Origin of the sequence: Flavobacterium frigoris (genome assembly GCF_900111075.1) — a bacterium.
Classification (GTDB): Bacteria; Bacteroidota; Bacteroidia; order Flavobacteriales; family Flavobacteriaceae; genus Flavobacterium; species Flavobacterium frigoris.
This window is the reverse complement of the sequence record NZ_FOFZ01000007.1, coordinates 59,476-85,821: the sequence shown is the minus strand read 5'-3', so window position 1 is coordinate 85,821 and position 26,346 is coordinate 59,476. Positions and strand designations below refer to the sequence as shown.

Below are 26,346 nucleotides of genomic sequence, written 5' to 3'. Positions count from 1 at the left end.
TTTTATTCAACACGAACAATATTTGCGCCTATAGCTCTTAATCGTTCGTCAATTCTTTCATAACCACGATCAATTTGCTCAATGTTTTGTATCGTACTTGTTCCTTTTGCTGAAAGCGCCGCAATCAATAAAGAAATTCCCGCACGGATATCTGGAGAAGACATGGTTGTCGCTTTCAATTGCGATTCAAAATTGTGCCCCATAACTACCGCTCTATGTGGATCACATAACATAATTTTTGCACCCATATCGATTAATTTATCGACGAAGAACAATCGGCTTTCAAACATTTTTTGATGTATTAAAACATCTCCTTTTGCTTGCGTTGCCACAACCAAAACAATACTCAATAAATCAGGAGTAAATCCTGGCCAAGGCGCATCGGCAATAGTAAGAATAGAACCGTCAATATCTGTTTTTATTTCATATCCATTTTTATGCGACGGGATATAAATATCATCTCCTCTACGTTCTAATGTAATACCAATTTTTCTAAATGTACTTGGAATTACTCCCAGGTTATCCCAACTGACGTTTTTAATAGTAATTTCACTTTTAGTCATTGCGGCTAATCCAATCCAACTCCCAATTTCAATCATATCAGGGAGAATTCTATGCTCGCATCCACCAAGGCTTTCAACGCCTTCAATAGTCAATAAGTTTGATCCAACTCCAGTAATTTTAGCACCCATAGAGTTTAACATCTTACAAAGCTGTTGCAAATAAGGTTCACAAGCAGCATTATAAACCGTTGTTATTCCTTTTGCCAGTACAGCAGCCATAACGATATTTGCTGTTCCAGTTACAGAAGCTTCGTCAAGGAGCATATTAGCTCCCGTCAAGCCATCTGGAGCTTCAACACCATAAAAATGATCTTCTCTATTGTAACGAAATTTTGCGCCTAAGTTAATAAAACCTTCAAAATGTGTATCTAGCCTTCTTCTTCCAATTTTATCGCCGCCCGGTTTTGGAATGTATCCTTTTCCAAATCTAGCTAAAAATGGACCAACAATCATAATAGAACCACGTAGTGATCCTCCTTCTTTCTTGAATGCCTCTGTTTCAAGATAGTCAACATTAACATCGTCAGCTTGAAAAGTATAAGAACCAGGACCATTTTTTTGGATTTTTACACCTAAATTCCCTAAAAGTGTTGTCAATTTATTGATATCAATAATATCTGGAATATTGTTGATTGTTACTTTTTCAGGAGTTAAAAGAACTGCACATAAAATTTGTAATGCTTCATTTTTTGCCCCTTGTGGAGTGATTTCTCCTTTTAGTCGAATGCCTCCTTCTATTTTGAAAATTCCCATATGATTGTAGTAAGATTTGCGCGATACATTAAAACTGAAACGGAAATATTTAGAGAATTAATCCCGTATCCTATTTAAAGCATCACTATTTCTGATTATTATTGTTTTTTGTATATGTTTTTGATTTGCCCGTTTTTGTGTTTTTATTACTTTGAATTTTTGGTTGGCCAACCGGCAAAATCTTATTAGATATTCGCTTGTTCGTTCGCAATAAATCCGTTGTACTAATCAATTCTTCTGTACTTTGAATCATGTTCAATTTACCATCCGAAAGTTCGAATAAATGTTCGAAAATAACATCGTCTTTAACGGTGTCTTTGTTCCAACTTAAGTAGGATTTTTTCATATGATTTGCAATCACTTTAACAAGCGCATTTTTCATGTCCCCATCTTCCCATTTATTGGCAACATCAATCATGTACTTAATGTTGTTACCATAATACCTGTATTTTGGAAAATTCTGAGGGTATTGCAACACGTCTGGCTTCAGTTGTAACACTTCACGTGACGGTATTGGGTACGGCGACTCTACATCTAATTTAAAATCAGACATAATAAAAAGTTGATCCCATAATTTATGTTGAAAATCTAATACGTCACGCAGATGAGGATTCAAGCTACCCATTACTTGAATGATGTACTTTGCGGCTTTATTTCGCTCTTCGGCATCCTCGATTGCAGTTGCCTGCTCAATAAGTTTTTGCAGATGACGACCATATTCAGGAATAATTAGATGCGATCTCTCTGCATTATATTCTAAATGATGAACGACATCGTTCGCGATTTCTTTTTGGTATTTTGAATTCATAAGTGAATTTAATTTTGAATCTATGTTACAGCCTGATATAAAGAACGGACAAATTAAGTATTTGCGTTTGCTTTAAACAGTCCTTTTCCTATTTATAAGGAAACGATACCCTTAATTGTGGAAACTTCCAGGTATTTATCAACTACTTCTTGAGAATCCTTAACCTGAACATCAACTGATATACTGGTGAATTTTCCTGTTTTGGATTTTGTCGTTTTAATAACGGCGCCCATACAGTCAAAAGCCTGTTCTACTCGAACAATGTTATCATTTTCAGAAGGCACAATAAATTTAAACAAATATAAAGCAGGCCAGGTATTACTCATATCCAACTCTACTTTTAATCTAGTATAAAACTCTTCGGTGTTTTTATCCATTTTATATTTAAAAAAATAATAGCAAATATACGGTTTCAAATGCAAATTACGAATTATCAATTATTAAATTTTCCCGAAAACTATTATTTTAATGGTAATGATTTTTTCGATTTCCAATAAGTTTAAGTACTTTTGCGCCTTATTTCCAAAAAGTGCAGAAAGAAATCATAGTAATTATCGGAGGTCCGGGAACAGGAAAAAGTACTATTATCGATGGATTAATAGGCAAAGGCTTTTGTTGTTACCCAGAAATTTCCAGAGAGGTAACCTTAGAGGCAAAAAAACAAGGTATCGAGCAATTATTTCTCGAAAAGCCATTATTGTTCAGCGAACTACTTCTTGAAGGAAGAAAAAAACAATTCGTTGATGCACAGAATGAACCGCATGATGTTGTTTTTATTGACCGTGGAATTCCTGATGTTTTGGCATACATGCATTATATTGGAGACAGTTACCCTGCTTCTTTTGATGCGATTTGCAAAGAGCACGTTTATAGTAAAATTTTCATTCTTCCTCCCTGGGAAGAAATTTACGTGAGTGATGAAGCCCGCTATGAAAACTACGAACAAGCTAAATTGATTCAAAATCATCTGATAGAAACCTACGAAGGCTATGGTTATTCTCTTACAGAAGTTCCCAAAGACACTATAGATAACAGAATTCTTTTTATATTAGATGAAATTTCTAAGTAATTAGTTGTTTGAGTCAGGAACTATGAATCATTGATTTATAATTCGAAATTTGTAATCAAAATTCATAATTGATGTCACAAGCATTACAAATCCTAAAAAAATACTGGAAACACGATTCCTTTAGGTCGTTACAAAATGAAATCATTGATTCCGTTTTAAGCGGCAAGGATACCTTTGCCTTGATGCCAACTGGCGGAGGAAAATCAGTATGCTTTCAGATTCCTGCGATGATGAACGAAGGGATTTGTTTAGTAGTTTCTCCTTTGGTGGCTTTAATGAAAGATCAGGTTGCCAATTTGCAAAAGCGAAACATCAAAGCAATCGCATTGACAGGCGGAATAAAATCAGACGAAATGATTGACCTGTTAGATAATTGTCAATTTGGGAATTATAAATTTCTCTATTTATCTCCTGAACGCTTGCAATCAGATTGGATTTTGGACAGAATAAAAAATCTCCCAATCAATTTGATAACCATTGATGAGGCACATTGTGTATCGCAATGGGGACATGATTTTCGCCCAGCCTACTTAAAAATTTCCAACTTAAAAACACATTTTCCTAATGTTCCTTTTTTGGCTTTAACCGCAACCGCGACACCTAAAGTTAAAGAAGATATCATCAACGAACTCGGTTTAGAAGAACCGCAGCTTTTTGAAAAATCATTTGCAAGGAAAAATATAGCTTATATGGTTTTTGAAGTGGAGGACAAACTCTTTCGAATCGAGCAAATTCTAAAGAAAAATCCGCAATCCTCAATAATCTATGTTCGAAACAGAAAATCCTGTATCGAAATTTCATCACAATTGCAATCCTTAGGATTTAAAGCCACTTATTATCACGGCGGACTGACCTCAAGAGAGAAGGACAAGAATATGCAGCTTTGGATGGAAGACAAAGCACAAGTTATTGTCGCTACAAATGCATTTGGGATGGGAATCGATAAAGCAGACGTCAAGACAGTAATTCATATTCAACTACCAGAAAATCTTGAAAATTACTATCAGGAAGCAGGACGATCTGGTAGAAATGGCGAAAAAGCATTTGCCGTGCTACTCACAAACCCTTCGGATATTAAACAGGCCGAAAACCAGTTTATCCAAATTCTACCTGACAAAAAGTTTCTGAACGAAATGTATAATAAACTTTGTAATTTTTTCCAGATTGCATATGGAGAAGGAATTAACGAACGATTTTCGTTTAATTTAAATCATTTTTGTTTAAAATATAAGTTTCCCGTTCTAAAAACGTACAATGCCATGCAATTTTTAGACAGACAAGGAATTATAACGCTGTCACAAGAATTTTCAGAAAAAATAATGTTGCAGTTCATTATTCCTTCCAAAGAACTAATTCGTTATATGAGTTTGAATCGCAACGACGAGGAAATCATTCTAGCCATCCTTAGAACCTATGCTGGAATTTATGATACGCAAACCGCATTTAATTTACAATTAATAGCAAAAAAATCAAAACATACTGAAGCTCAAGTACTGGCAGTTTTGCAAAAATTAAAAGAAAAAGATATTGTTGATTACCAGTCAAAAAATAATGACGCTACCTTGATTTTTAATGAAATAAGGGAAGATGAAAGAACGATTTCTAGAGTTTCTAAATATTTAGAAAACCAAAATCAACTGAAAAAAGACCAACTTAAATCGGTATTGCATTATATTAGTGAACAAAAGGTTTGTAAAAGCAAATTGATCCTGAGCTATTTTGGCGAAAAAACGGATACTGATTGTGGCATATGCTCGTATTGCATTACTAAAAAAAATAAGAAAACAGACAGTTTCAGTCTTTCACAAGAAATAATAACGTTATTAAACATCGAGGATTTAAATTCGAGAGAGATCGAAAATAAAACAAATAAAAAGTCAGACGATATTATCTTTGCGTTGCGGCAACTATTAGAGAGCGAACGCATATTGATAAAATCAAATAATAAATATACCTTAAAACTATAATGGAAAAATTAAGAATCGTATTTATGGGAACACCAGAATTTGCCGTTGGCATTTTGGATACTATAATCAAAAACAATTATACAGTTGTCGGGGTCATTACCGCCGCCGATAAACCAGCAGGCCGCGGCCAAAAATTAAAATATTCAGCAGTAAAGGAATATGCCTTAGCTAACAATTTAAGACTATTACAGCCGACAAACCTTAAAGAGGAATCTTTTTTAGAGGAACTAAAATCTCTGAATGCGAATTTACAAATTGTTGTTGCCTTTAGAATGTTACCAAAAGTAGTTTGGGAAATGCCTGACTTAGGCACCTTCAATCTTCACGCATCACTCCTCCCCAATTATCGTGGTGCCGCACCTATAAACTGGGCTATAATAAATGGAGAAACAAAAACAGGAGTCACTACTTTTTTCATTGACGACAAGATTGACACTGGCGCGATGATTATGAGCTCAGAAATTGAGATTGACCCGATTGAAAACGCAGGACACTTGCACGACCGTTTAATGCACTTAGGCAGTGAAACCGTAATAAGTACTTTGGAACTAATTGAAAAAGGAAATATAACAACTACGATTCAAACAGATTCCTCTGACATCAAATCCGCATTTAAACTAAATAAAGAAAACTGCAAAATCGATTGGACAAAATCAGCTTCAGAGATTAACAACCTGATAAGAGGATTGAGTCCATACCCAGCCGCCTGGTGCATTTTTTCAGATAAAAAGGAAGAATGGAATGTGAAAATCTATGATGCTAAAATAGTACATGAAAATCATGGTTTAGATACAGGCATAATGGTTTGTACCAAAAAAGAAATGAAAATTGCAGTAGAAAATGGGTTTATTCAGGTTCTAAATTTACAGTTTCCTGGTAAAAAGAAGATGACAACACCCGAATTCCTAAATGGGATTACGTTTTCTGCCGACGCAAAAGTCTATTAACCTCAATAAAACAGGGTGTTTTTTACAAATCACCACAAATAACAGAGGTTTTATGAACAAAAAAAATAAGTTATTAACAAAACGGACTAAAATCCACCAAAACGCTTGCGAGGAAGGGATTTCCTGCTAAATTTGTGTATTAACAATTTTTTATAACCAACAATTAATAACTATTATTATGAACAAATCAGAATTAATCGATGCTATCGCTGCTGATGCAGGAATCACAAAAGCAGCTGCAAAATTAGCTTTAGAGTCATTTTTAGGAAATGTAAGTGGAACTTTGAAAGCAGGTGGTAGAGTATCTCTAGTAGGTTTCGGATCATGGTCAGTTTCAGCAAGAGCAGCAAGAGACGGTAGAAATCCTCAAACAGGAAAAACTATTCAAATCGCAGCTAAGAATGTTGTAAAATTCAAAGCCGGTGCAGAATTAGAAGGTGCAGTAAACTAATTGTAAGTTTTCAAACCTAATATACAAAACCTTCCTGATGGAGGGTTTTTTTTTGCCTTTAAACGATTTTATTTGGTTATTTCTGTTATTTTTTCTTAAATTTATTAAAAAAATTACGGTATTATGATTTCAGAAAAACTAATAAAAGGACAACTACTTATAGCAGAGCCTTCTATAATTGGAGATCTATCATTCAATAGATCTGTCATTTTATTAGCGGACCACGATAAAGAAGGATCAGTAGGTTTTATAATAAACAAACCATTGAAATACACTATCAATGATCTACTGCCAGAGATTAACGCCTCTTTTAAAATCTATAATGGAGGCCCTGTAGAACAGGACAACCTTTATTTTATCCACAATATCCCAGAACTGATACCAAATAGTATAGAAATTTCTAATGGAATCTATTGGGGTGGTGATTTTGAATCTACAAAATCACTAATCAATAACGGAAAAATAAACAAAAATAATATCCGTTTCTTTTTAGGTTACACGGGATGGGAAGAAAATCAATTGGAGTTGGAAATGATATCAAACTCATGGATTGTTGCTCCCAATAGTTATAAAAATAAAATCATAGGAAAGTCCTCTGCACATTTCTGGAAAGAACAAATCTTAGAATTAGGTGGCGACTACATGATCTGGTCTAACGCACCTGAAAACCCCTATTTAAACTAAGTAGCACTTACCACTTCGTTTAATTTTTCCAATAATACTTTAGCTAGGACAATATCGAACTCTTTTTTTCTGTATTTGGTTATAGGTTGTATTCCTTTTATCACGTTTGTGATAAACAATTCGTCTGCTTTTTGTAAGTCGAATGGAGAGATTGCTTCTTCTACCACCTCCAAGTTGACCATTTTTTTAGCGAATTCTAACATCTGTTTTCTCATCACACCATTCAAACAGCCTTCAGAAACCGGAGGAGTAATCAATTTGTTACCGGTTAACATGAATAGATTACCTTGAATTGCTTCCACAACATTCTTACTATCGTTTAACAACAAACAATTGTCATATCCATTTTCACTAGCAAAAATACTGGCCGTAATATTTAGAATTTTATTTGTCGTTTTTATGGAAGACAGTAATTGCTTCGTCACATAAAAATCTTTAAACAAATCTACCTCATACTTCTCCTGATTGAATGAATATAAGAAGTCTTCCATACCTATAGTATGGATTAAAAAAGAAACTGTATTAATTTGAGGCAAATAATACCCGCCATCATTCCTGAAAACAGTAATTCTGGCTCGAGAGGAGTTTGACAACGAATTATTAGTTGCTAAAGAGAGAATTTGCCCTTCAAGGTACTCCATAGTGAAATTCATAGGTATTTCCATTCTAACGACACGCATGGACGCCATTAACCTAAAATAATGGTCTTCTAAAAAAAGAATTTTAGAATTTACGATTTTAACCGTTTCAAAAACGGCATCGCCATATAAAAAAGCACGATTCTGTGTCAATATATTGCTGTCCTGAGACACAATAGTTCCATTAAAATTAATCATAAAAAAAGCCCTAAATTTAGTTTAGGGCAAATGTAAGCTATAATATATACACTTTTACTATACAGATCCAATTAGATGTTTAAGGTCTGATATTTGATTTTCCCACAGTTGTGATGCTTCATCAATCTCCTCTTTTTCAGCAAAATCAACTACCATTAATGAAACATCTTTAGTTAGCTCATCAACTAAAATATGAAGTTCAAAAAAGTACTCGGTATCTTTACCGTCGCCATCCACCCATTTGAATTTTACTTTTTCGCCTGATTTCTTTGAAGCAAGCCTAGCTTTTTCCTCAGAATCATTCCATATAAACGTAAAAAACTCACCTCGTGAATTTACATTATCCGCAAACCATTCCGACAATCCTGATGGAGTCGAAATATATTGATATAACAATTGAGGAGAAGAGTTTATGGGGAACTCTATTTCGTAACGTACTTTTAAATCCATGAGCTACATTTATATTTTTTTCGAATATATAGAATATAATGCCATAAAAAAAACGTTTTTAAAAATATTTTTTTTTCTTTGATTTATACTTGCTTGCTTTAAAATTATTTATATATTTGCACCCGCAATCAGGGATGGCTGCACATTACCCTTTTGGCGAGGTAGCTCAGTCGGTTAGAGCGCAGGATTCATAACCCTGAGGTCACGAGTTCAAATCTCGTTCTCGCTACAAAAACAAACCCTTAAACAGCAATTGTTTAAGGGTTTTTTTATATTTTCAATTAAGTAAAAAAGCATTTCAAAATATTAGGAGTGAGGAATTAGAGTGAGGAATTTTGTCCAAATATCTTTATTTCGACAGCCCCCCTTTCAACTACCGATAAAATTTGAGGATCTATATAATATGATTCCAATACTTTTGCAGTCGAATGTGAAGTTAGCAACCCTGTTTCTTTTTGCATTACTTGATGCACCCATGTAATGTATGTTTTCCTTAAACTTTTCAAATTAATATCTTTTTCAATGCCCACTCCATTTTTATAATGTGTAAAAGATTTTGAAATTGAATCCATAATTGTTTTTGATTTTAATTATCAAAACATAAATAATTAATAAGATGGAACTCAACAGTGATTTATAGACTACGTTCCATGCGAATAATACGTAAAGACAATTGTATACTTAAAAAAATCATTAGAGAATCTCATCATCGACTTTGATATAAAACAATAAACTTGGTAATACTATTAAAAGTAAAGGCATCGCGATTAGAAAACCACCTATTACTGCAATTGCTAAAGGTTGATGCAATTCTGAACCTGTACCTATACCAATCGCTAAAGGCAATAACGCAATAATGGCTCCTAAAGCAGTCATTAATTTAGGTCTTAAACGTGTTGAAATCGCATAGACCAACGATTGCTTTTTATTATTCGAATTAAGGAAGGTTTCTTTAAATTGTAAATACGTAAAAATAGCATTTTCACTGATAATTCCAACAATCATAATCAATCCTGTATAGCTACCAACATTTAATGGTGTGTGTGTCAAAAACAATAATAAATAACTTCCTGCAATACCCAAAACTGAAATAAAAAGCAGGATGAAAGCCACTTTTAGATTTCGAAACAGAAATAACAAAACGCCAAAAACTAATAAACACGAAGCCATCAAAATAAGCAATAATTCCTTAAACGATTGTTGTTGGTCTTTGTAAGCTCCAGCATAATCAATATAATAGCCACTCGGGAGAGTAACTTTGCTAGATACTTCCTTTTTAATATTTTGCATCACCGTACCTAAATCTTTATTGTCTAGCCTTCCGGTAACAACGCACATCATCTGTAAATTTTCGCGTTCTATTTCAGCAATTCCCTTTGAAATCGAAATAGTAACTAGATTAGTTATTGGAATTGATTTTCCATTTGGTAAAAAAATAAAAATCTTTCTAATCTCTTCTAAATTTCTATTTTGAGTATTGGGGTAAATCATACGTATCGGTACTGCTTTATCCAACTCTAAAATAGAACCAATCACATTCCCTTCTAACAACGTTTGTAATTGAAATTGCAAATTAGCTGGAGTAATGCCGTATTGAGATAATTGATTGTAATTAGGCGTAATACTAATCGATGGCCCGGCGTAAACAATCCCATCAAATACATCAGCGGTACCTTCTGTTTTTTCGACAATTTGAGCTACTTGTTTTGCGATTTTTTGCAATTCTTGTTGATTGTTTCCAAAAACTTTTACCTCAATAGGCGAAACAGAACTCATTAAATCTCCCAACATATCGCCAATCACTTGACCAAAATCGATTCGAAGTGCAGGCTGTGAAGTTTCTACTTTTAATCTAATTTCATCGATAACATCATTACTTGTTTTTGACCGGTCTTTTTTTAGCTGAATTAAATAATCACCTCTATTGGGTTCCGTAATAAAAAAGCCCATTTGTGTCCCTGTTCTTCTGCTATAAGCTTCTACTTCTGGAATAGTATGTATTATTTTCTCTACCTCAATTAACATTCGATCCGTTTCTTCTAATGAAGTTCCTGGTGGTGATTCATAATCTAAAACAATACTTCCTTCGTCCATCTCTGGTAAAAATCCAGTTTCTAATCGGGGCAAAATTAAAATTATTGAAATAATCAAAAGTCCGCAAAAAGCAAAACTCAATAACGGTTTTTCAATAAAATAAGCCACCCAATTTTGACTTTTAACTTCGTGATGTTCCATTGTTGATTTTACTTCAGAAGCGTTGCTCTCTTTCTTCGTAAGCAACAAATAAACAACTGGTAATAAAATCCACGTTACAAAAAACGAACAAATTAATGTGATAATCATTGTATCCGTTAGCACTTTAAAATAAGCACCGGCAACTCCGCTCATTAATGCAAAAGGAAGAAAAATAACAATGGTACATAAAGACGAACCTACCATGGCAGGAAAGAGATAGTGAATTGCTTTCTGTAATAATGCTGTCGTGGGTTCATCAGGATGTTCCTCATGGGTTCTGTGAATTTGCTCCACAACCACGATCGCATCATCAATAATAAGACCTAAAGCGGCTGCGATTGCACCCAGCGTCATGATATTAAAGGTTTGTCCTGTAAAATATAAAACTAGCAAAGTAGCACAAAGTGTTACCGGAATAACAATTAAAATAGTAGCACTTGCTTTAACCGATTTTAAAAATAAAATAGCCACAATGATTGCTAAAAATAATCCAATTAATAAACTATCTGTAACGCTTTTTACGGCGTCGCCCACAAAACTGGATTGCTCATAATAGGGTTTGATTTTTATATCCTTTGGAATTATTTTTCGCAGTTCTTTCAACTTTGCATCCATGTCCGCTGACATGGTAATCAAATTGGCACTGGGTTGTTTTATGATTGCAATTAAGACACTTTCTTTTCCGTTAGCATTTACCTTAATATATTCTTTAGCTTCTTCAATGGCTACCGTTGCAATATCTTTTAGTGTTCTGATCCCTTTCCCGTTGTTTACAACTACTAGATTCTCTAAATCTGATTTGGTGGTAATCTGAGCATCTGTTAAGGTTAAATATAAAAAGCGATTGTCTGACAAATACCCATTAGAAGTAATAAAATTCGTTTGGCTTAAAACCTGAGAAACGGCCTCTGGAGTGATGCCATAAGCAACCATTTTACTCTGATTAAGCTCAATCCAGTATTCTTTTTCTTTTCCACCTATCACCCTAACTTCGCTTACTCCATCTACTTGCGAGAGAAAAGGTTTTATCGTAAAGTTGGCTATTTTTTTTAATTCAATAGGTGATTTATTTGTGCTTTCCAGTGCGTAACCGATAACGGGAAGAATAGACGGATTCATCTTTTCTACTGTTATTTGAATACCTGCTGGCAAATCAGTTCTAATCTGATTAATTCTAGATTCGATTTGTTGTTTACTAACATCTAAATCAGATTTCCAATCTACAAAAGCCGAAATTTCGCAACTTCCTCTACTAGTTGTGCTACGAACCGTTTTTAGATTTGGAATTTTCTTTATCGCATTTTCTAATGGTTTAGTCACGGTAACCATCATTTTATCTACAGGTTGCTGCCCTGCATCGGCTATGACTTTTATTTTAGGAAAAGTAATTTCTGGAAATAAACTGGTTTGCATTCTAGAGTACGCAAAAATCCCTCCCAATAATACCAAGAAAATTAAAGTGCTTAAACCACTTTTATGTTTTACAAAAAAATTATTCATTATTTGGCACTTTTTATAATTTTCACTTTGATAGTATCTCCTACTCCATAGTTTCCAGAAGTGACTATTTTATCTGTTGCTTTAAATTTCGGGGAAATTATTTCTGTTCTTTCTTGGTTTTTTATCCCAATTTGAACTGGAACTTTAATAGCAGTAGAATCATTTTTAAGCAACATAACCCAATAGTTCGTTTCTATTTCATTACTTAAAATAGCCGCCTTTGGTAATGTAATAATATTCGATTTATTCGATTTTGGAATACGTACCGAAACGATCAAATTTTCAGGTAAAACCTCATTTGAATTCATTTTTAAAAATACACTTTGCATCTGCGAACTGGCATCTACAGCAGGAATAAATTGCTTCACTGTTGCTGAAATAGAGGTTCCGTCTGGTAAGTAAATCGATAACTGTTGATTGATAGCAATGTGTTTTTTTAATTCGAAAGGAACATTTATTACAACTCCATAATTATTAGAATCATTAATAATGGCCAATACATCTCCTTCTTGAACATAGTTACCGTTTTCTACATTAACCGCAGTAATAAACCCAGTGGAACTTGATGGAATTGAAACTGCACTACCAAAATTTAATTTAGGATCTAATTTATTTACATCATTTCCCAGGGCAATTGCTTCTTTTGTTTTTATCGAAAACAAACGCTTTCCTTTTGCAACTTTGTCATTCGTTTTTGCATTAACCGCTGTTATATAACCCGTAATGATTGATTTTATAGGTGTTTTAACTATATAAGAAACCGTTCCAGAAACTTCTTCATAATCATCAATTCCAGTCGTGTCAATAGTTGTTACCGTTACTGGAATAATAGTTTCCGTTTCCGTAGTTGCCGCTTCTTGTTTTTTACAAGACTGTAAAAGCATTACAAATAATACAATTATAAAGGGTATCGTTATCTTATTTTTCATTTGTATTCCAATAATTAAGTTCATTAATTAACAGCAGGCGTTCTGTATTGTTTTGAGCAATCGCATTTGTAATTGACAGTGAATTCCCCAATGCAATAACAAAATCTGGGATAATTGCATTTCCAGTGACCAATAATTTATTAAAAGCATCGAGTAGCGTTTTGTTAATCTTTAACTGAGTTTGTAGTTGTTCATTAATCATTTCGTTCTGACTTAATTTCAACACTAACTGTTCCTGCTGTTGTTTAAACTGTCTTTCAAATTGCTTTTTATAGGCAGAATTAGTTTCTGAAGCTAACTTGTTTTTAGTGATTTGCAGTTTTCTTTGATTTCCATCATAAATAGGAATTGAGAGATTAACACCAACACTATTTCCAAAATTCTTATAATATTGACCCGTTAAAGTAGAATTGTAACCGGCATCTGCTAACAATAGTAATGATGGTTTGTAATTATTTGCAATATTATGTTTTTGATTTTCGATACTCAAACTATCAATTTCAAATTGCTGATTGTAAATAGAATGCTCTGAATTGACGAGTTGCTTCAATTCAATTTGGGGTTCGATTAATATAATTGTTGGTTTTTCGTTTGTTCCAGATAAATAATTTAGTATTCCTAAATCATTTTCAAATTGGTATTTCATCTGAAGCAGGATTAATTCTTGCTGTTTTACTGTAGATAAAAAAAGCAGATAATCGGTTTGTTTATAGATGGATTTTTGAGTAAACTTTTTAAGAATTTCCAATTCAGAATTCAATAGACCAAACTGTTTTTGAAGGTTTAAAAATTGATTGTTATCAGAAAACGCAACGATATATTGCAAACGAATCGCTTTAGTAATATCATTTTTCGTGATTTTCTTATTAATGTCAATTTTACCTTTTAATAAAGTGATAGCACCAAGCTGATTGTTTTTTTGGCTTTTGCCAAATATCTTTTGCGAAAAGCTCACTAAACCACTAACATTTTGTCCGTTACTAATCGCAGTATCATACCCATAATTATTTATCACTGGCGCATAATTAGCAAATAGGTTTGCATTTAATTGTGGCTTTAAATTGGCTTTATACAATAAGCTATCTATTGACAAAGAACTGGATTGATTATTCAAATCGTCTAACAAAGCCGTATTCAAAAGTGCTTTTTCGATAAAAAAATTCACCTCTCTTTTTTGTGAAAAAGAAGCAAATGAAACAAGTGTCGTAATAAAGAGTAAAAGAATTCGCATAGGCTAAAGATAAAAAATTAGAACATCTTATTTAAAAGATGTTCTAATAGTAAACACAACTAGTTATTTCTGACTATTAGTCTTTATTCAGTTTTAAGAATTTCCCAGAAGCATCAAAAATTAAATCACTGTTTTTCCCATCAATTTTAACCTCCGCTTCATAGGTAACTACATTTTTGTCATCTGTAATTTTAGCAGTTTCTTTGATTTTTTTATTAGGATAAGTCGTTGAAACATACGTTAAGGCTTTTGCAGGCATTTCAGTTTCTTTGATTTCAATTTCTGTGGCAAGTTTATGACCTAATTTATCATAGTTTGCTGAAGCTTCTTTACCGTTCATCTTAAACTCTGCTTCAAAACCGTCCTTTTCAATATCCCAGTCTACTTTCGCATTTGGATACTCTTTCTGGAAAGCTTCTTTAACCACTTTAGGTACTTCTTTGTTACCTTTGGATTGTGCACAACCTATCGCACTTATTGCTATAGCGGCAAATAAAATTACATTTTTCATGATTGCTGTTTTTAAATTATTAAACAAATATCTATCATGAATCTATTTCAAATCTATTTTTTAAGCTGACTTAAAGAAAAAACATGTTCATTGTTTTCATATTTATATAAAACTGTAATCGAATTTGCTTCTGCAATTTCTTTCACTATCGCTAATCCTAAACCTATAGAATTGGCATTAGAAGATTTTTTTTCAAATCGTTCAAAAACACTAACTTCATCTAACGGTTCTAATGTACCCGTATTGCTTATAAGTAGCGTTTCCTCTTTTATCGAAATAGTGATTTTTCCATTCTTAACATTATGCCTTATCGCATTTTGAATTAAATTATTAATTAAAACAAAACACAATTCTGAATTAATTCTAAAAGACAAATCCATAGTCGTTTCACAAACAAACTGTAGTTTTTTATCCAAAATAAAATCTTCATTTAAGGCTTTCACTTTTTCAATTAAAGGAAATAGTTCAACGGTATCTGTTTTTTCGTACTGTTGGTTTTCTATTTTAGAAAGCAATAACAATGATTTATTTATTCGACTCAAACGGCTTGTTGCCTCTTCAATAGAAACTAGCAACTTCATCGTTTCTTCATTCAACGTGTTTTCTTGAAGTAGTAAATCTATTTTACCCGTAATTATGGCTAATGGAGTTTGAAATTCATGCGAAGCATTTTCTGCAAATTTTTTCTGGTTCTTATAATCACTAATCATTTTTGAAGTCATGTGATTTATAGAAGAATTTAGTTCGCTAAACTCCGTAATTTCATTTGATTCTAATTTTTTATAGTCCGTTGTATTCACACTAAAATCCTTAATATAATCTAAGGTGTTCTTAAATGGTGTCCAAATGAGCTTGGAAATTCTACTATTTATATATGCTGTCACTAAAAAAAGCACAAGCAACATAACAATAAACACGACCGAGACTACTTCTACTAATTCATCATATTCTATCGTACTCTTCCAAACTTTAATCTGATAATTCTTCCCCTGTACGATAGCGTTTTTTTCTATCATTTTACTCGAAATATATTCTTTTTCAATCTCAGAATACATCAAAGTATCCTTTATCGTTTGTGGAATAATGCGATCCTTTTCAATTTCTTTTATATAAACCTCATTATTAACTTCAAATACATTTAAAACAGTTGTATTTCCTTTTGCGATGTAATTTTCAATTACTTTAACTCTCGTTAACAAAATAGATTCATTACTTTCTCCAATTTCATTTAGAAGAAAAAAATAGATAAAGATGGCAGAAAATAAAATTACCGGAATGGTATAAAGGATATAATATCGGCTTGTTTTTGTTAGTAGCTTCATAGTTCTGTTTTAAAAGTATAGCCTATGCCATATATGGATTGAATGTAGTCATTACAATGGGCCGCGAGCAGTTTCTTTCTAAGATTTTTTACGTGATTGTAGATGAAATCAAAATTATCAAATTGATCCGCACTATCTCCCCATAGGTGTTCTACCAAGGCATTTTTTTGAATAACCCTGTTTTTATTGGCAATAAAATACACTAATAAATCAAACTCTTTTGAAGTTAAATTAATCGGATTGTTGTTAATCAAGACTTTTCTTTCGTCTGGATATAAAGTGATTTCGTTGATAATAATTACATCAACTCCATCAAAATTATTGCGTCTAATCAAAGCTTTTATCCGAGCATTTAGTTCGGGTAAATGGAAGGGTTTTGGCAAGTAATCATCAGCTCCTAAATTCAATCCATCTATTTTATCGTCGAATGAATTTTTGGCAGAAATAATAATAATTCCTGTTTTTGGCCTGCTGTTTTTAATGGTTTTTATTAAATCTAAACCATTGCCATTAGGCAAAGTAATATCTAATAAAACACAATCGTATTCATATACTTGCATTTTTTCGTACGCACTATTAAAATCATTCGCGACCTCAACTATATTCTTTTCAAGCTCTAAGTATTGAGTGATACTTTTTTGCATTTCTATTTCATCTTCAACAACTAAGATTTTCATAAATTAAGTTTAAGTAAATAATTCGAAAGTAAAAGTAGCACGTAAATCTATTCTAAATCTATCGTCTTTCAAAAATACAGATTTACTACAGATTTGAAATTGATATTTGAGCATTAATTATTTACAATGAAAAACTTCTTATCGTAAACAATAAAAAATGTAACCGCCTTAATTTAAAAAAATGAATCCCAAATTCCTTTTATTAGCATTAATATACTGTCAATCAATCTTTGCGCAGGAAATTAAAAATGATTCTATTATCACTAAAAAAATCTCTTATAAAGCATTAATTATTCCTACAGTGCTTATTGGTTATGGGGTAATTGGTATTGAGAGTGATGCGATTAAAAATTTAAATACAGAGATTAAAGAAGAAGTTACTGAAAACATTGATCACAAAATAACGATTGATGATTTTACCCAATACCTACCGGCAGCTACAGTTTATGGTTTAAACGCAATAGGGATAAAAGGTAAAAGTAATTTTAAAGACCGAACTCTAATTTTGACTACATCCTATCTATTAGTCGCAGCCACAACGCTACCATTAAAAAACATCACTCACGTACAACGTCCAGATGGCTCCTCATTTAATTCCTTTCCTTCTGGTCATACAGCAACGGCGTTTGCAGGTGCCGAATTTCTTTGGCAAGAATATAAAGATGTTTCTATTTGGTACGGTATTTCAGGCTATATCGTAGCTACAGGTACCGGTTTCTTTAGGATGTATAATGACCGACATTGGTTAACTGATGTAGCAGCTGGTGCAGGAATTGGTATTTTATGTACAAAAACCGCGTATTGGTTGTATCCAAAAATGCAAAAACTACTTTTCAAAAAGGAAACAAAAGCAGCGGTTATGATTGCTCCTTTTTATAATGGAAAGCAAACAGGAATTGGATTAGTTGGTCGATTTTAAGATGATTATCTAAGTTTAGATATATGCTTTTTAAAAACTATTAAAATTTCTGATTCTATCTATATAATTTTAAAATAGGAACAACTTACTAAACTAAATACTTTTGATTTCATCCTGTTTGATAAAGTCTATAATCAATAAACAGCTATATCTTTACTGTTTTGACCCCTATAAAAACAAAAAACATTTTTAAATATAATAAAGTAGTAAATGAAAAACTATTCGTTTATAAACTTATTAATTCCAATTAAATTTGATTAATTTAGCTTAAAAATTTAATATTATCAGTACACGATACCGTACACACTTTTGATATAAGTCTAGTAAAACGGGGATGTTTTCGATAATTTTCAGGAAATTTAATCGAATTCATAACCATGAGGTCACGAGTTCAAATCTCGTTCTCGCTACAAAAACAAACCCTTAAACAGCAATTGTTTAAGGGTTTTTTTATGCTTTCAATCAAGTAAAAAAGCATTTCAAAATATTAGGAGTGAGGAATTAGAGTGAGGAATTTTGTCCAAATATCTTTATTTCGACAGCCCCCCTTTCAACTACCGATAAAATTTGAGGATCTATATAATATGATTCCAATACTTTTGCAGTTGAATGTGAAGTTAGCAACCCTGTTTCTTTTTGCATTACTTGATGCACCCATGTAATGTATGTTTTCCTTAAACTTTTCAAACTAATATCTTTTTCAATGCCCGCTCCATTTTTATAATGTGTAAAGGATTTTGAAATTGAATCCATAATTGTTTTTGATTTGACTTTTCTTTCAGGTAATAAAATATAATTGTCAGTTTGCTTTTTTTCATGATAGCCCATCTCCACCAGTAAGTCAAACAAATCAGAATTTATTGGAATGTATTTATATAATCCATCAATATTGAGGTTTCGCTCCACTTTTAAATTTTGGATTCTAAAAAATTTCACTCCACTAACAGATACATAAATATGACTCCAACGCAGATCTACAATTTCTTCTCGCCTTCCACCAGTTAACAAAAACAATCTAAAACCATCTTTCAAATACGGTTTAAACATGTTTTTCCGCTCTCCTCTACCCCCAAGAACAACAAAAGGACTAAATGTATCTACTGCCTCAAGAATTTTAATAAACTCTTCTCTGGTAACAGAATCAATATTTGTTTTTTGTATCTGTTTCCGAGAATATTTTCTAAAAGGATTCTTCATTTCAATTTCTTCAATATCTATGAGAAAATCAAAGAAACCTTTGACTCCATTCAAACATTTATTAAATGTTTTCGGATTATAATGGTTATCAGCCCAAGAATAAAAATTTGATACATCTTGCCTACTAACATCTTTAATTCTAGTTAACTCAATGTTTTTATTTTTCTTTAATGTCTTAGCAAAATATTTACAAAATCGTATTAATTCTTTACGGTTATAATCGGCAAAACCAAATATGCAAAAATCGCAAACAGGTTTGGCAACAAAAATACAAAATAAAAGCCCTCGAATTTGAGGGCTTTTGCAATATGTTTAAACAGGGTTTAAAACCTATTTAAATTCATAGTTAACCTTATGCAGCATTATATCGGTATAGCTGGCACTAAAATTCACTTGATTGTTTACTGTACTGGTTGTAGAACCTGCAAAAGGATTGTACAAAGCAGGCTTGTTGGCCATCCACTCACATAACTCAATTATATTAGACTTGTTAGATGTAAAATACAAGTAGTTAGTACCGTTTAATACGTCCAGCACATCAAGGTAGTCCTTCAGTTTCCAGTAGTTCTTGTATGTTCCAACATCAGTGCTTAGGTATGGAGGGTCAACTAAAAACACTACATTACTATCATCTTTATACTTGGCAAACAAATCTTTATAATCAGCGCTTTCAACAATTAAACCATCAAGATAACCATCAGTGACGTATTCACTCATACGAACGCAGTTATAAAGCGTTTCCTTTTCCAGTTCCTTATAGCTTTGAACGTACTTCATACTAAACAAAATACTACTAGATAGCGTTATATAATCAACATATCCAATAGTTTGTTCCTCTGTTAAAACACGTTTTAAAATAAGTCTTTTTTCATTTGATTGAATCTTTTTGTCCTTTGGACTATCTACCAAAATAGCTCTAATATCAGCGATTAACTTATTCGTATAATCTACATTTTGAAGACGTAATCTATAATTATCATAGTCATTATAAACAACTATTGCATTAGGATAATGCTTTTTTACGGTATGCGATAATAAGCCTGAACCGCCGAACAAGTCAACGTATATGGCATTATCCGGGCAGTTACTCAAAACTGTCTTAACTTGGTTTAAAAAGCGTCTCTTTTGCCCCATAAATGGCAACGGAGCCTGTGTAAATTTCTTTGTTTTCATTTTTTTGATTGATTTATTCATATTCGTTTTTTGATTGATGATTGATTGTACTATATTTGCAGTTCTGAGGGATTAAAATAAAAGCACCAAAGCCGAACAGAAGACTTATGTCCTCCGATCGGCTTTGGTGTCGTAATTTTAAATTAATCCCTCAGAAAGATTTTTTAATTGTCGGAGGACTATTTTTAACCTCCACTCGGTTTGAAAACCGTTTTTAACCTTTCCGTTAGCTTGAATTTCTTAGCCAGCCATCCCAACACTACAAGTGCAATAATGATAGCAAACAACCAAACATAAAAACCCGCTTGAAACCCTTTCGTTTCCGCTTTTTTAGCCTTCTTTTTAGTTGCTTTTTCGCTTGCAGCGTCTATTCCTACATCGCTTTCAAAGCGTCCTTTTTCAGACTTTAGTTCATCTTTATGCTCGGATTCATTAGATTGTTTGGTTTCGTTTGACTGGGTCAATTCGCCACCTTCTAAATAAATCTCTTCAGCTAATTTGCCATCAATAAAATGTTTGTAAATCAGTGGCTTTCTGTTGCCGATACTGTCCAGAACCGGAACACTTTGCAAAAACAAATTACGATTCACTAAACTTTGACTTTTGCTGTAATCCAACTGGCTTTTTGTGACTAATTGAACTAAGGAATCAAAGTGTTTTTGATAACTATTGTTTTCAATTTCGCTTGTTTTCTCAAGCGTTACCGTTTTGGTTTTGCAACCCAAACACAGCGCAAGGACGATGATACAGAGTAATTTTTTCATACTAAATCATCGTATTTGATATAGGTTTGGGCGTAGAATTTAGCTAACTCATCCTTTCTCAGTTCATATTTTGCCATGTCGTTTGGATTGGATAAAAAACACACTTCAACCAAACACGCTATTCCTGCTTTAAGATTTAGAATTCCTATACTGCCTCTAGCGGTATCCTTTTCCGTTTTTACACCTCTATTGGCAATACCTAAAACACGAGCCGTTCCGTCCGCTAATTCTTTTGCCAAAGCTTTACTATTGGCATTGGCAGTATTGGCAACAATTACCTCAACGCCTGTGGATGCTGGATTTAAGGAAGCGTTAAAATGATGATCTACTAGAACACTGCCAGAACCCGGCTTTATGCGGGATTGTAACTGTCTATTCGTTTTTGCATCATTATCCATAATGTGTTTGTGCGCTTTCAAAGTCAAATACTTTGACACTAAATTGCGAAGCTCTTTTGTTTTGTCAGCTTCTTTTATCGAGTTGTAAACCGCTCCGGGATCAGCATTGTGATGCCCGGCTATTGGGAAAACAACCAAAGGTGATAATTGTATCATTTATTCCTATTTTAAAAATTTATTAATTTAATTATACTTATTTGATCGGCTTTGGTGTCGTAATTTTAAATGAATCCCTGAGAAATATTTTTTAATGTCGGAGGACTATTTTTACTTCCCGCCCTCCTGGTAATTCTATATTATGCGTGGTGATTTCATATCTCCGTACGACTTTTTTAATACTAAAATGTTTCAAAATAACTTCGCTTTTCTTTTGGAACTATAATAACATTATATCCGTATACATTTTGAGAAGCAGTATCTCCTCGAGTCCATGTTACACCTCCATCTGTTGTTTTTATTTTCATTCCAATTGAAGATGAATCTGAACCAATTAAACTTGGCACTCCAACAACAACCCAGTTGACACCATTAAATTTAAAATCAACAATATATAAGCCTCCTCCAGTGCTTGAGAAACCTGAAGTATAATTATCTTTAGAAAAGTCTCTAGAAGGTGAAATATCAGTACCATAAATAATGACTGATAATCTAGAAGCACTTTTCCATAATGGAGATTGACAGGTCGTTGAATTTATTGTTATACTATATGGCGTGGCAGTACTGTCTATTCTAACATATTTAGATGTTTTATTGAAATCTGAAAATATGTTATAAAAAGAATCTAATACGTCATTTATCACCAAATTCAAATTATTCCCTTTAAGATTTAACGATGAGTTAACCTGGTTGTTTCTGATGCTACCATAAGCATTGATAAAAATTGGATTTACAAGTTCATAATTTCCAAATATAAAAGAAGGATTCACTCCTCCAAAACTATCAAAAGTGCAGCTCTGGAAAATAGCATCGGTATAAGAAAACGATTGATTTTTATTATTGAATTTAAAATAACAATTAGAAAAATTACTAACTCCTCCGCATGTTATCTGGGCACCTAATTCGTTATTAAGATCAAATGTTGAATTTTCAAAATGTATTTTAGCTTTTGCGCCACTAAATAATCCTGAGATAAAAGAACTTCCATTTTCTTCAGTGTCTCTTGAGGTCAAAGTTACTTTGCAGTTGTTAAAATTGCAGATCGTAGTCAACGTTAAAGTATTTGCAACCATGAAATTAAAATCACTAAAAATTGTGGTTGTTATCTGTGCTAAAACACCTCCTTCTTCTTCGATATGAAGCATTTTTGAATACTTTTGAAAAACACACCCTTTGATGTTTAAAGAGGAACTATTAATTCCATATTCAAAAGTCACCGCTACTCTTGACCGTTTTACGTACGATTGTATTCCTTTTGCTATACAATATTCTAGAGAAATATTAGCTTGATCAACACATGAAGAAAAATAATAAGCATCACCATATGCGTCTTTATCAACTCCAGAACCTGCAACCGTCTGGCCTCTTCCACCAACATTTAAACATCTTATATTGCGATATTCTGAATATTTTGTTCCATGATTTCTAATACCATATCCCTGAGTATTAGAAATTAAAACATCTTTTATAACAATATTCTCAGCTGATAATTGAAGGGCAATTCCAATATCAGCATCATAGTTAATAGTGTTTTCAATAAACGGTATTATAGAATAATCAAACTCAAATCCAGATATATGAATACTTATGTTTGAATTATTTGTAAAAGCCAATTTCACATCACTACCAGTTCCGGTCGGTCCGAAAGAGAATAAATTATGCTCTCTAAATTGAGTAAGATTCCAAATAGATGCATTTACCGGAATTACATTAGGCTTAATTAACGCACCATTTGAAAAAACATCAAGAACCTGCCCTGACACTAATGGCACTCTAATTGTTTTTGACACATGATAATAATCTGTTGTTTTTGGGACAAAACATCTTACATTTAGACCTGAAGAGAAAGTCAAAGCTTTTATTAACCCAGCGGAGTCATCTGTAATTCCATCTCCTTTAACACCAAACCATCGAACATCTATAATATCATTTATATCTCTTTTAAAAAATTCGGAGCCAATATTTATATACATGACGCCATCAACTTTTGACAAATTGAGATTACTTCCATCATAATATTTTGTAGCTAAAGAAAATGTTATTTCTTCACCAGTATATTGGTCAATAATACCATAGAGAGTCCTATCTTTTCTTTGTGCAAAACTCATTGATTGACTTGAACTAATATAGGTAGAAAGTTTATTATCAATCAAGATTTTTAAACTTTTCCCCATCTCAGCTGTTAATGCTTTTGTAACCCCGCCCGTAGTCAAATCATTAACAAGAATAGTCTCCAGCGAAGTCTCTACTTGTTTTATTGCGTTAACTACTTCCTGAACCGTATCTAAATTAATGTCGTCAGAAGACAGCAATATATTAATACCATCAATCTGTGTTTGCAAAACAACGCCTTGCTCAGCGCTTAACAATGACGTTGCACCGCCAGTCACAAGATCATTTACAATATTTAAATATTGGCTGGCTATTTTTACAAACTCATCAAGCGGAACGTATCCGTTCGCAACTCCTTTATTTACCTTATCTTCTTTGGCTGAAAACTCCAAAGCATGCGCATTCGCATCAGTAAAATGCCCGTCTATTTGCGACTTTTCCGCCTTAGCGTTTAAGCTGGCCGTAAGGTTAGAAATTGCGCTTTGTGGGATTGTCTCACCCTTATTCCAAAAGCTACCCCACGATGCCCAGAACTGAGCTTGTGTAGGCTTTTTGCTTGTCATAAACCAATCGTATATTTGTGCTAATGATGCCATAATTTTATCCTATAAATTCTATAAATAATACTACTCTGTACGGGTTTAATATTGAAAATGCTTGACCGCTTCCTACTGTCGATGTATCTGCAGTTTCTAAACTACTTAGAGGCGGCGTTCTATCTTGAAAATCATACCCACGTCCAATCTTAGCTTTTTGATATGTGTGACTATGCGCTGGCATTTCAGCAATCGACAGTGTTTTATTTTTTGCTCCACCAGATTTTCCAATTGCATTAAATTCGGGCTGATTTTCGTCATAACCAACAATCGTTTTACCTCTTAAATCATTGCACTCTTGAAATCCTGCTGGGATTTCATTAGCTGGCTTTCGCCAAGGGAATGCAACGCCTCCCTGAGTGAAAATAGCCGTCTTCTTTTCGAGTAAACTAATTCGAGCCATCAAAACAGTAATAGGGTCAGGGCGTTTAAAACTTTCCCAAGGCCATGAAGCGTCTAGATTAGTTCCAAAAGTAGCGTAGCGTTCATAATGCACCGCTTTTACTTCACCATTTTCAAACTCTTTAGCACTTTCATTTTGAATGACAATCACATCCGCACTAATGAATCCCGCCTTAAACTTCAAGACTTCGCCATTAATAAAAACATAGCCGTCACTTATGCTAGTTCCAAGTAGGTTACAACCTGATAAAATAGTCAAGTTGCCCGCCAAAAAACCCAATTCGTTAAAAACAGAAAAGGCAGTTTGAAGTTCCTGTAGCCTTTCGGCTTTGACTGGGAAACCACCTGTTTGCACAAAATTTGTTAAGTTCATATTATGTTCCTATTATGGCGTACCGTTTGCCGCCTTCTTTATAAAATTCGATGTGAGCCTTTATGGCGTATATTTCTCTATTCAAAATTTCGAAGGGGACATAAACTATAAAGTCTAGTCCTGTATCAGCCGTTTCGGCTTCGGTGTAAACGAATAATGTCCCGTCTTTTCCTTCGCTTTCAGTATTCGTAAACACGTCTTGAGACTCAGCTTCTGTATAGATATAAGTAGTTGGGTTCTGTTGTCCATCGCCTATATAAATCCGCCTGTCAATTGGGTCAAATTTGTCATTTAATGAACCACGCAACGAACATATTTGTCCAGTATGCTCGAGCTTATAAATGTTATCAATTCGCCAATTGAACCAAGAATAATACACCTGATTAATTGGCTTTAACAATACCTTTACAAAAGCCACCGTAGTACTATCCCGCCACTTGGTAGGTAACATCGAACCACCGTATTTATACCAATCAATATCAAACCACATACGCTATACCGCTATAATTAACTACTTTGAAATAACCACTCACCGCAACCTTAGAAATAAATATATTTTGTGGTGTATCGTAACCGTTAATCGCAGGATTAATCCAAGCCGATTGCGCACTCAAAAGTGTCACATCAATTACTCCAGTAATCAACTGCAATTTATCTACAAGTGCCGAAAGTCTTAATTCACCATTAAAGGGTAACTCTTTCATAAATTCGGCTATAGCTTCATTTACTGGATAATTAGCATCAGCAATACTTAATCCGTTGTTATCAATTAATTGTGCGTTTCTTTTGATTTGAATGTTCAAATACAATTGATCAGCCTTATAATTAATTATTGTGATTAGCCCAGGCCATTTGATTTCTTTAAAATAAGCTTCAATAGCTTCCACTTGTGTAGGGTCTGTAAAATCACTTAGAACTCCATCAACCTCAGCAGCTATTTTTATAATAATCCTACTTTCAGTATCCGATTCTACAACAGCAGCATACTTAATAATTTTTGAAGCTTCAATTTCTTCAGTAGTAGCATTACCATTATTATAATAGTCTTTATCTGGTACTAAATCAAAACCAAATTGAAACGCTAAAGCCATTGTTCTATACCAAGGTAAACGCCCGGACTTTTGATTGTAAATTTTATCATCAACTTCTTTCCTGCCTTGATCAAACAAGCCTTCGAAAATAAAAATTGCGACGGCTACGATGTAAGTAAAGTTTCTATAAACTGCATATAAACTTGATGAAATTAATTTGGTAGACAAAACCTCGCTTGAGGCGATATCATCTAACATTAATTTATGTATTGTTGCTAAAGGTCGTGCCATG

The 26,346-nt window shown here is 33.2% G+C and carries 26 protein-coding genes and 1 tRNA gene; 7 read left to right on the top strand and 20 right to left on the bottom strand.

The window, feature by feature from the left end; translation table 11 throughout:
- Positions 1-2: 2 nt before the first annotated feature.
- From murA to BMW63_RS10815, 3 genes are all read right to left on the bottom strand, one after another.
- Entirely contained in the window at positions 3-1,316 is a 1,314-nt protein-coding gene (gene murA, locus BMW63_RS10825) for a UDP-N-acetylglucosamine 1-carboxyvinyltransferase (protein ID WP_074723488.1), read from the bottom strand.
- A gap of 85 nt (positions 1,317-1,401) precedes the next feature.
- Positions 1,402-2,124, bottom strand: coding sequence for a DUF4290 domain-containing protein (locus tag BMW63_RS10820; protein ID WP_074723487.1), 723 nt, complete (start codon positions 2,122-2,124; stop codon positions 1,402-1,404).
- Positions 2,125-2,216: 92 nt separating this feature from the next.
- On the bottom strand, positions 2,217-2,501 hold the full coding sequence (locus BMW63_RS10815; RefSeq protein ID WP_074723486.1) for a DUF493 family protein: 285 nt from the start codon (positions 2,499-2,501) through the stop codon (positions 2,217-2,219).
- 152 nt (positions 2,502-2,653) lie between these two features.
- Here BMW63_RS10815 and BMW63_RS10810 point away from each other — a divergent pair, with 152 nt between their 5' ends.
- From BMW63_RS10810 to BMW63_RS10790, 5 genes are all read left to right on the top strand, one after another.
- A complete protein-coding gene (locus BMW63_RS10810) occupies positions 2,654-3,193 on the top strand; it encodes an AAA family ATPase (protein WP_074723485.1) in 540 nt (179 codons plus the stop codon).
- Between the two features lie 71 nt (positions 3,194-3,264).
- Positions 3,265-5,160, top strand: a complete 1,896-nt coding sequence (locus BMW63_RS10805) for a RecQ family ATP-dependent DNA helicase (protein WP_074723484.1) — start codon at positions 3,265-3,267, stop codon at positions 5,158-5,160.
- Complete coding sequence (gene fmt / locus BMW63_RS10800; protein WP_074723483.1) at positions 5,160-6,107, top strand: methionyl-tRNA formyltransferase; 948 nt, start codon at positions 5,160-5,162, stop codon at positions 6,105-6,107. Before BMW63_RS10805 ends, fmt begins: the two co-directional genes overlap by 1 nt.
- A gap of 178 nt (positions 6,108-6,285) precedes the next feature.
- Complete coding sequence (locus BMW63_RS10795; RefSeq protein WP_074723482.1) at positions 6,286-6,558, top strand: HU family DNA-binding protein; 273 nt, start codon at positions 6,286-6,288, stop codon at positions 6,556-6,558.
- Positions 6,559-6,681: 123 nt separating this feature from the next.
- Positions 6,682-7,242, top strand: coding sequence for a YqgE/AlgH family protein (locus BMW63_RS10790; RefSeq protein ID WP_074723481.1), 561 nt, complete (start codon positions 6,682-6,684; stop codon positions 7,240-7,242).
- Here the strand turns inward: BMW63_RS10790 and BMW63_RS10785 are convergent.
- Both BMW63_RS10785 and BMW63_RS10780 read right to left on the bottom strand, forming a co-directional pair.
- A complete protein-coding gene (locus BMW63_RS10785; protein ID WP_074723480.1) occupies positions 7,239-8,078 on the bottom strand; it encodes an aminotransferase class IV in 840 nt (279 codons plus the stop codon). The genes BMW63_RS10790 and BMW63_RS10785 overlap by 4 nt on opposite strands.
- 57 nt (positions 8,079-8,135) lie before the next feature.
- Entirely contained in the window at positions 8,136-8,528 is a 393-nt protein-coding gene (locus BMW63_RS10780; RefSeq protein ID WP_074723479.1) for an START-like domain-containing protein, read from the bottom strand.
- A 155-nt stretch (positions 8,529-8,683) separates the two neighbouring features.
- On the opposite strand from BMW63_RS10780, the gene BMW63_RS10775 reads away from it, so the two are divergent.
- Positions 8,684-8,757, top strand: a tRNA-Met gene (locus BMW63_RS10775).
- Positions 8,758-8,848: 91 nt separating this feature from the next.
- Here the strand turns inward: BMW63_RS10775 and BMW63_RS10770 are convergent.
- The 7 genes from BMW63_RS10770 to BMW63_RS10740 form a co-directional block, all read right to left on the bottom strand.
- The gene (locus BMW63_RS10770) at positions 8,849-9,100 is read right to left on the bottom strand and encodes a hypothetical protein (RefSeq protein ID WP_074723478.1); all 252 of its coding nucleotides are present in this window, start codon (positions 9,098-9,100) and stop codon (positions 8,849-8,851) included.
- Positions 9,101-9,221: 121 nt separating this feature from the next.
- Positions 9,222-12,263: an efflux RND transporter permease subunit gene (locus BMW63_RS10765; protein ID WP_074723477.1), complete on the bottom strand. Its 3,042-nt coding sequence runs from the start codon at positions 12,261-12,263 to the stop codon at positions 9,222-9,224.
- Positions 12,263-13,192 (bottom strand): efflux RND transporter periplasmic adaptor subunit, encoded by a 930-nt coding sequence (locus BMW63_RS10760; RefSeq protein WP_175460280.1) that lies wholly within the window; start codon positions 13,190-13,192, stop codon positions 12,263-12,265. The genes BMW63_RS10765 and BMW63_RS10760 overlap by 1 nt, the downstream gene beginning before the upstream one ends.
- Positions 13,182-14,423, bottom strand: a complete 1,242-nt coding sequence (locus tag BMW63_RS10755; RefSeq protein ID WP_074723475.1) for a TolC family protein — start codon at positions 14,421-14,423, stop codon at positions 13,182-13,184. The genes BMW63_RS10760 and BMW63_RS10755 overlap by 11 nt, the downstream gene beginning before the upstream one ends.
- 76 nt (positions 14,424-14,499) lie before the next feature.
- Positions 14,500-14,934 carry a PepSY-like domain-containing protein gene (locus BMW63_RS10750; protein ID WP_074723474.1) on the bottom strand — a complete coding sequence of 145 codons (435 nt, stop codon included), beginning with the start codon at positions 14,932-14,934 and terminating at the stop codon, positions 14,500-14,502.
- Positions 14,935-14,987: 53 nt separating this feature from the next.
- Positions 14,988-16,256: a sensor histidine kinase gene (locus BMW63_RS10745; protein WP_074723473.1), complete on the bottom strand. Its 1,269-nt coding sequence runs from the start codon at positions 16,254-16,256 to the stop codon at positions 14,988-14,990.
- Positions 16,253-16,933 (bottom strand): response regulator transcription factor, encoded by a 681-nt coding sequence (locus BMW63_RS10740; protein WP_074723472.1) that lies wholly within the window; start codon positions 16,931-16,933, stop codon positions 16,253-16,255. Before BMW63_RS10740 ends, BMW63_RS10745 begins: the two co-directional genes overlap by 4 nt.
- 181 nt (positions 16,934-17,114) lie before the next feature.
- On the opposite strand from BMW63_RS10740, the gene BMW63_RS10735 reads away from it, so the two are divergent.
- The gene (locus BMW63_RS10735; RefSeq protein ID WP_074723471.1) at positions 17,115-17,852 is read left to right on the top strand and encodes a phosphatase PAP2 family protein; all 738 of its coding nucleotides are present in this window, start codon (positions 17,115-17,117) and stop codon (positions 17,850-17,852) included.
- A 501-nt stretch (positions 17,853-18,353) separates the two neighbouring features.
- Here BMW63_RS10735 and BMW63_RS10730 read toward each other — a convergent pair.
- The 8 genes from BMW63_RS10730 to BMW63_RS10695 form a co-directional block, all read right to left on the bottom strand.
- Entirely contained in the window at positions 18,354-19,103 is a 750-nt protein-coding gene (locus BMW63_RS10730) for a tyrosine-type recombinase/integrase (RefSeq protein WP_074723470.1), read from the bottom strand.
- 276 nt (positions 19,104-19,379) lie between these two features.
- Complete coding sequence (locus BMW63_RS10725; protein ID WP_074723592.1) at positions 19,380-20,222, bottom strand: DNA adenine methylase; 843 nt, start codon at positions 20,220-20,222, stop codon at positions 19,380-19,382.
- 185 nt (positions 20,223-20,407) lie between these two features.
- On the bottom strand, positions 20,408-20,986 hold the full coding sequence (locus BMW63_RS10720) for a hypothetical protein (protein ID WP_074723469.1): 579 nt from the start codon (positions 20,984-20,986) through the stop codon (positions 20,408-20,410).
- Positions 20,983-21,540, bottom strand: a complete 558-nt coding sequence (locus BMW63_RS10715; RefSeq protein ID WP_074723468.1) for an N-acetylmuramoyl-L-alanine amidase — start codon at positions 21,538-21,540, stop codon at positions 20,983-20,985. The genes BMW63_RS10720 and BMW63_RS10715 overlap by 4 nt, the downstream gene beginning before the upstream one ends.
- Before the next feature lie 182 nt (positions 21,541-21,722).
- Entirely contained in the window at positions 21,723-24,248 is a 2,526-nt protein-coding gene (locus BMW63_RS10710) for a hypothetical protein (RefSeq protein ID WP_074723467.1), read from the bottom strand.
- Positions 24,249-24,252: 4 nt separating this feature from the next.
- Entirely contained in the window at positions 24,253-25,023 is a 771-nt protein-coding gene (locus tag BMW63_RS10705; RefSeq protein ID WP_074723466.1) for a phage baseplate protein, read from the bottom strand.
- 1 nt (position 25,024) lies between these two features.
- Positions 25,025-25,513 carry a hypothetical protein gene (locus BMW63_RS10700; RefSeq protein ID WP_074723465.1) on the bottom strand — a complete coding sequence of 163 codons (489 nt, stop codon included), beginning with the start codon at positions 25,511-25,513 and terminating at the stop codon, positions 25,025-25,027.
- Entirely contained in the window at positions 25,503-26,345 is an 843-nt protein-coding gene (locus BMW63_RS10695; RefSeq protein WP_074723464.1) for a hypothetical protein, read from the bottom strand. Before BMW63_RS10695 ends, BMW63_RS10700 begins: the two co-directional genes overlap by 11 nt.
- Position 26,346 lies beyond the last annotated feature (1 nt).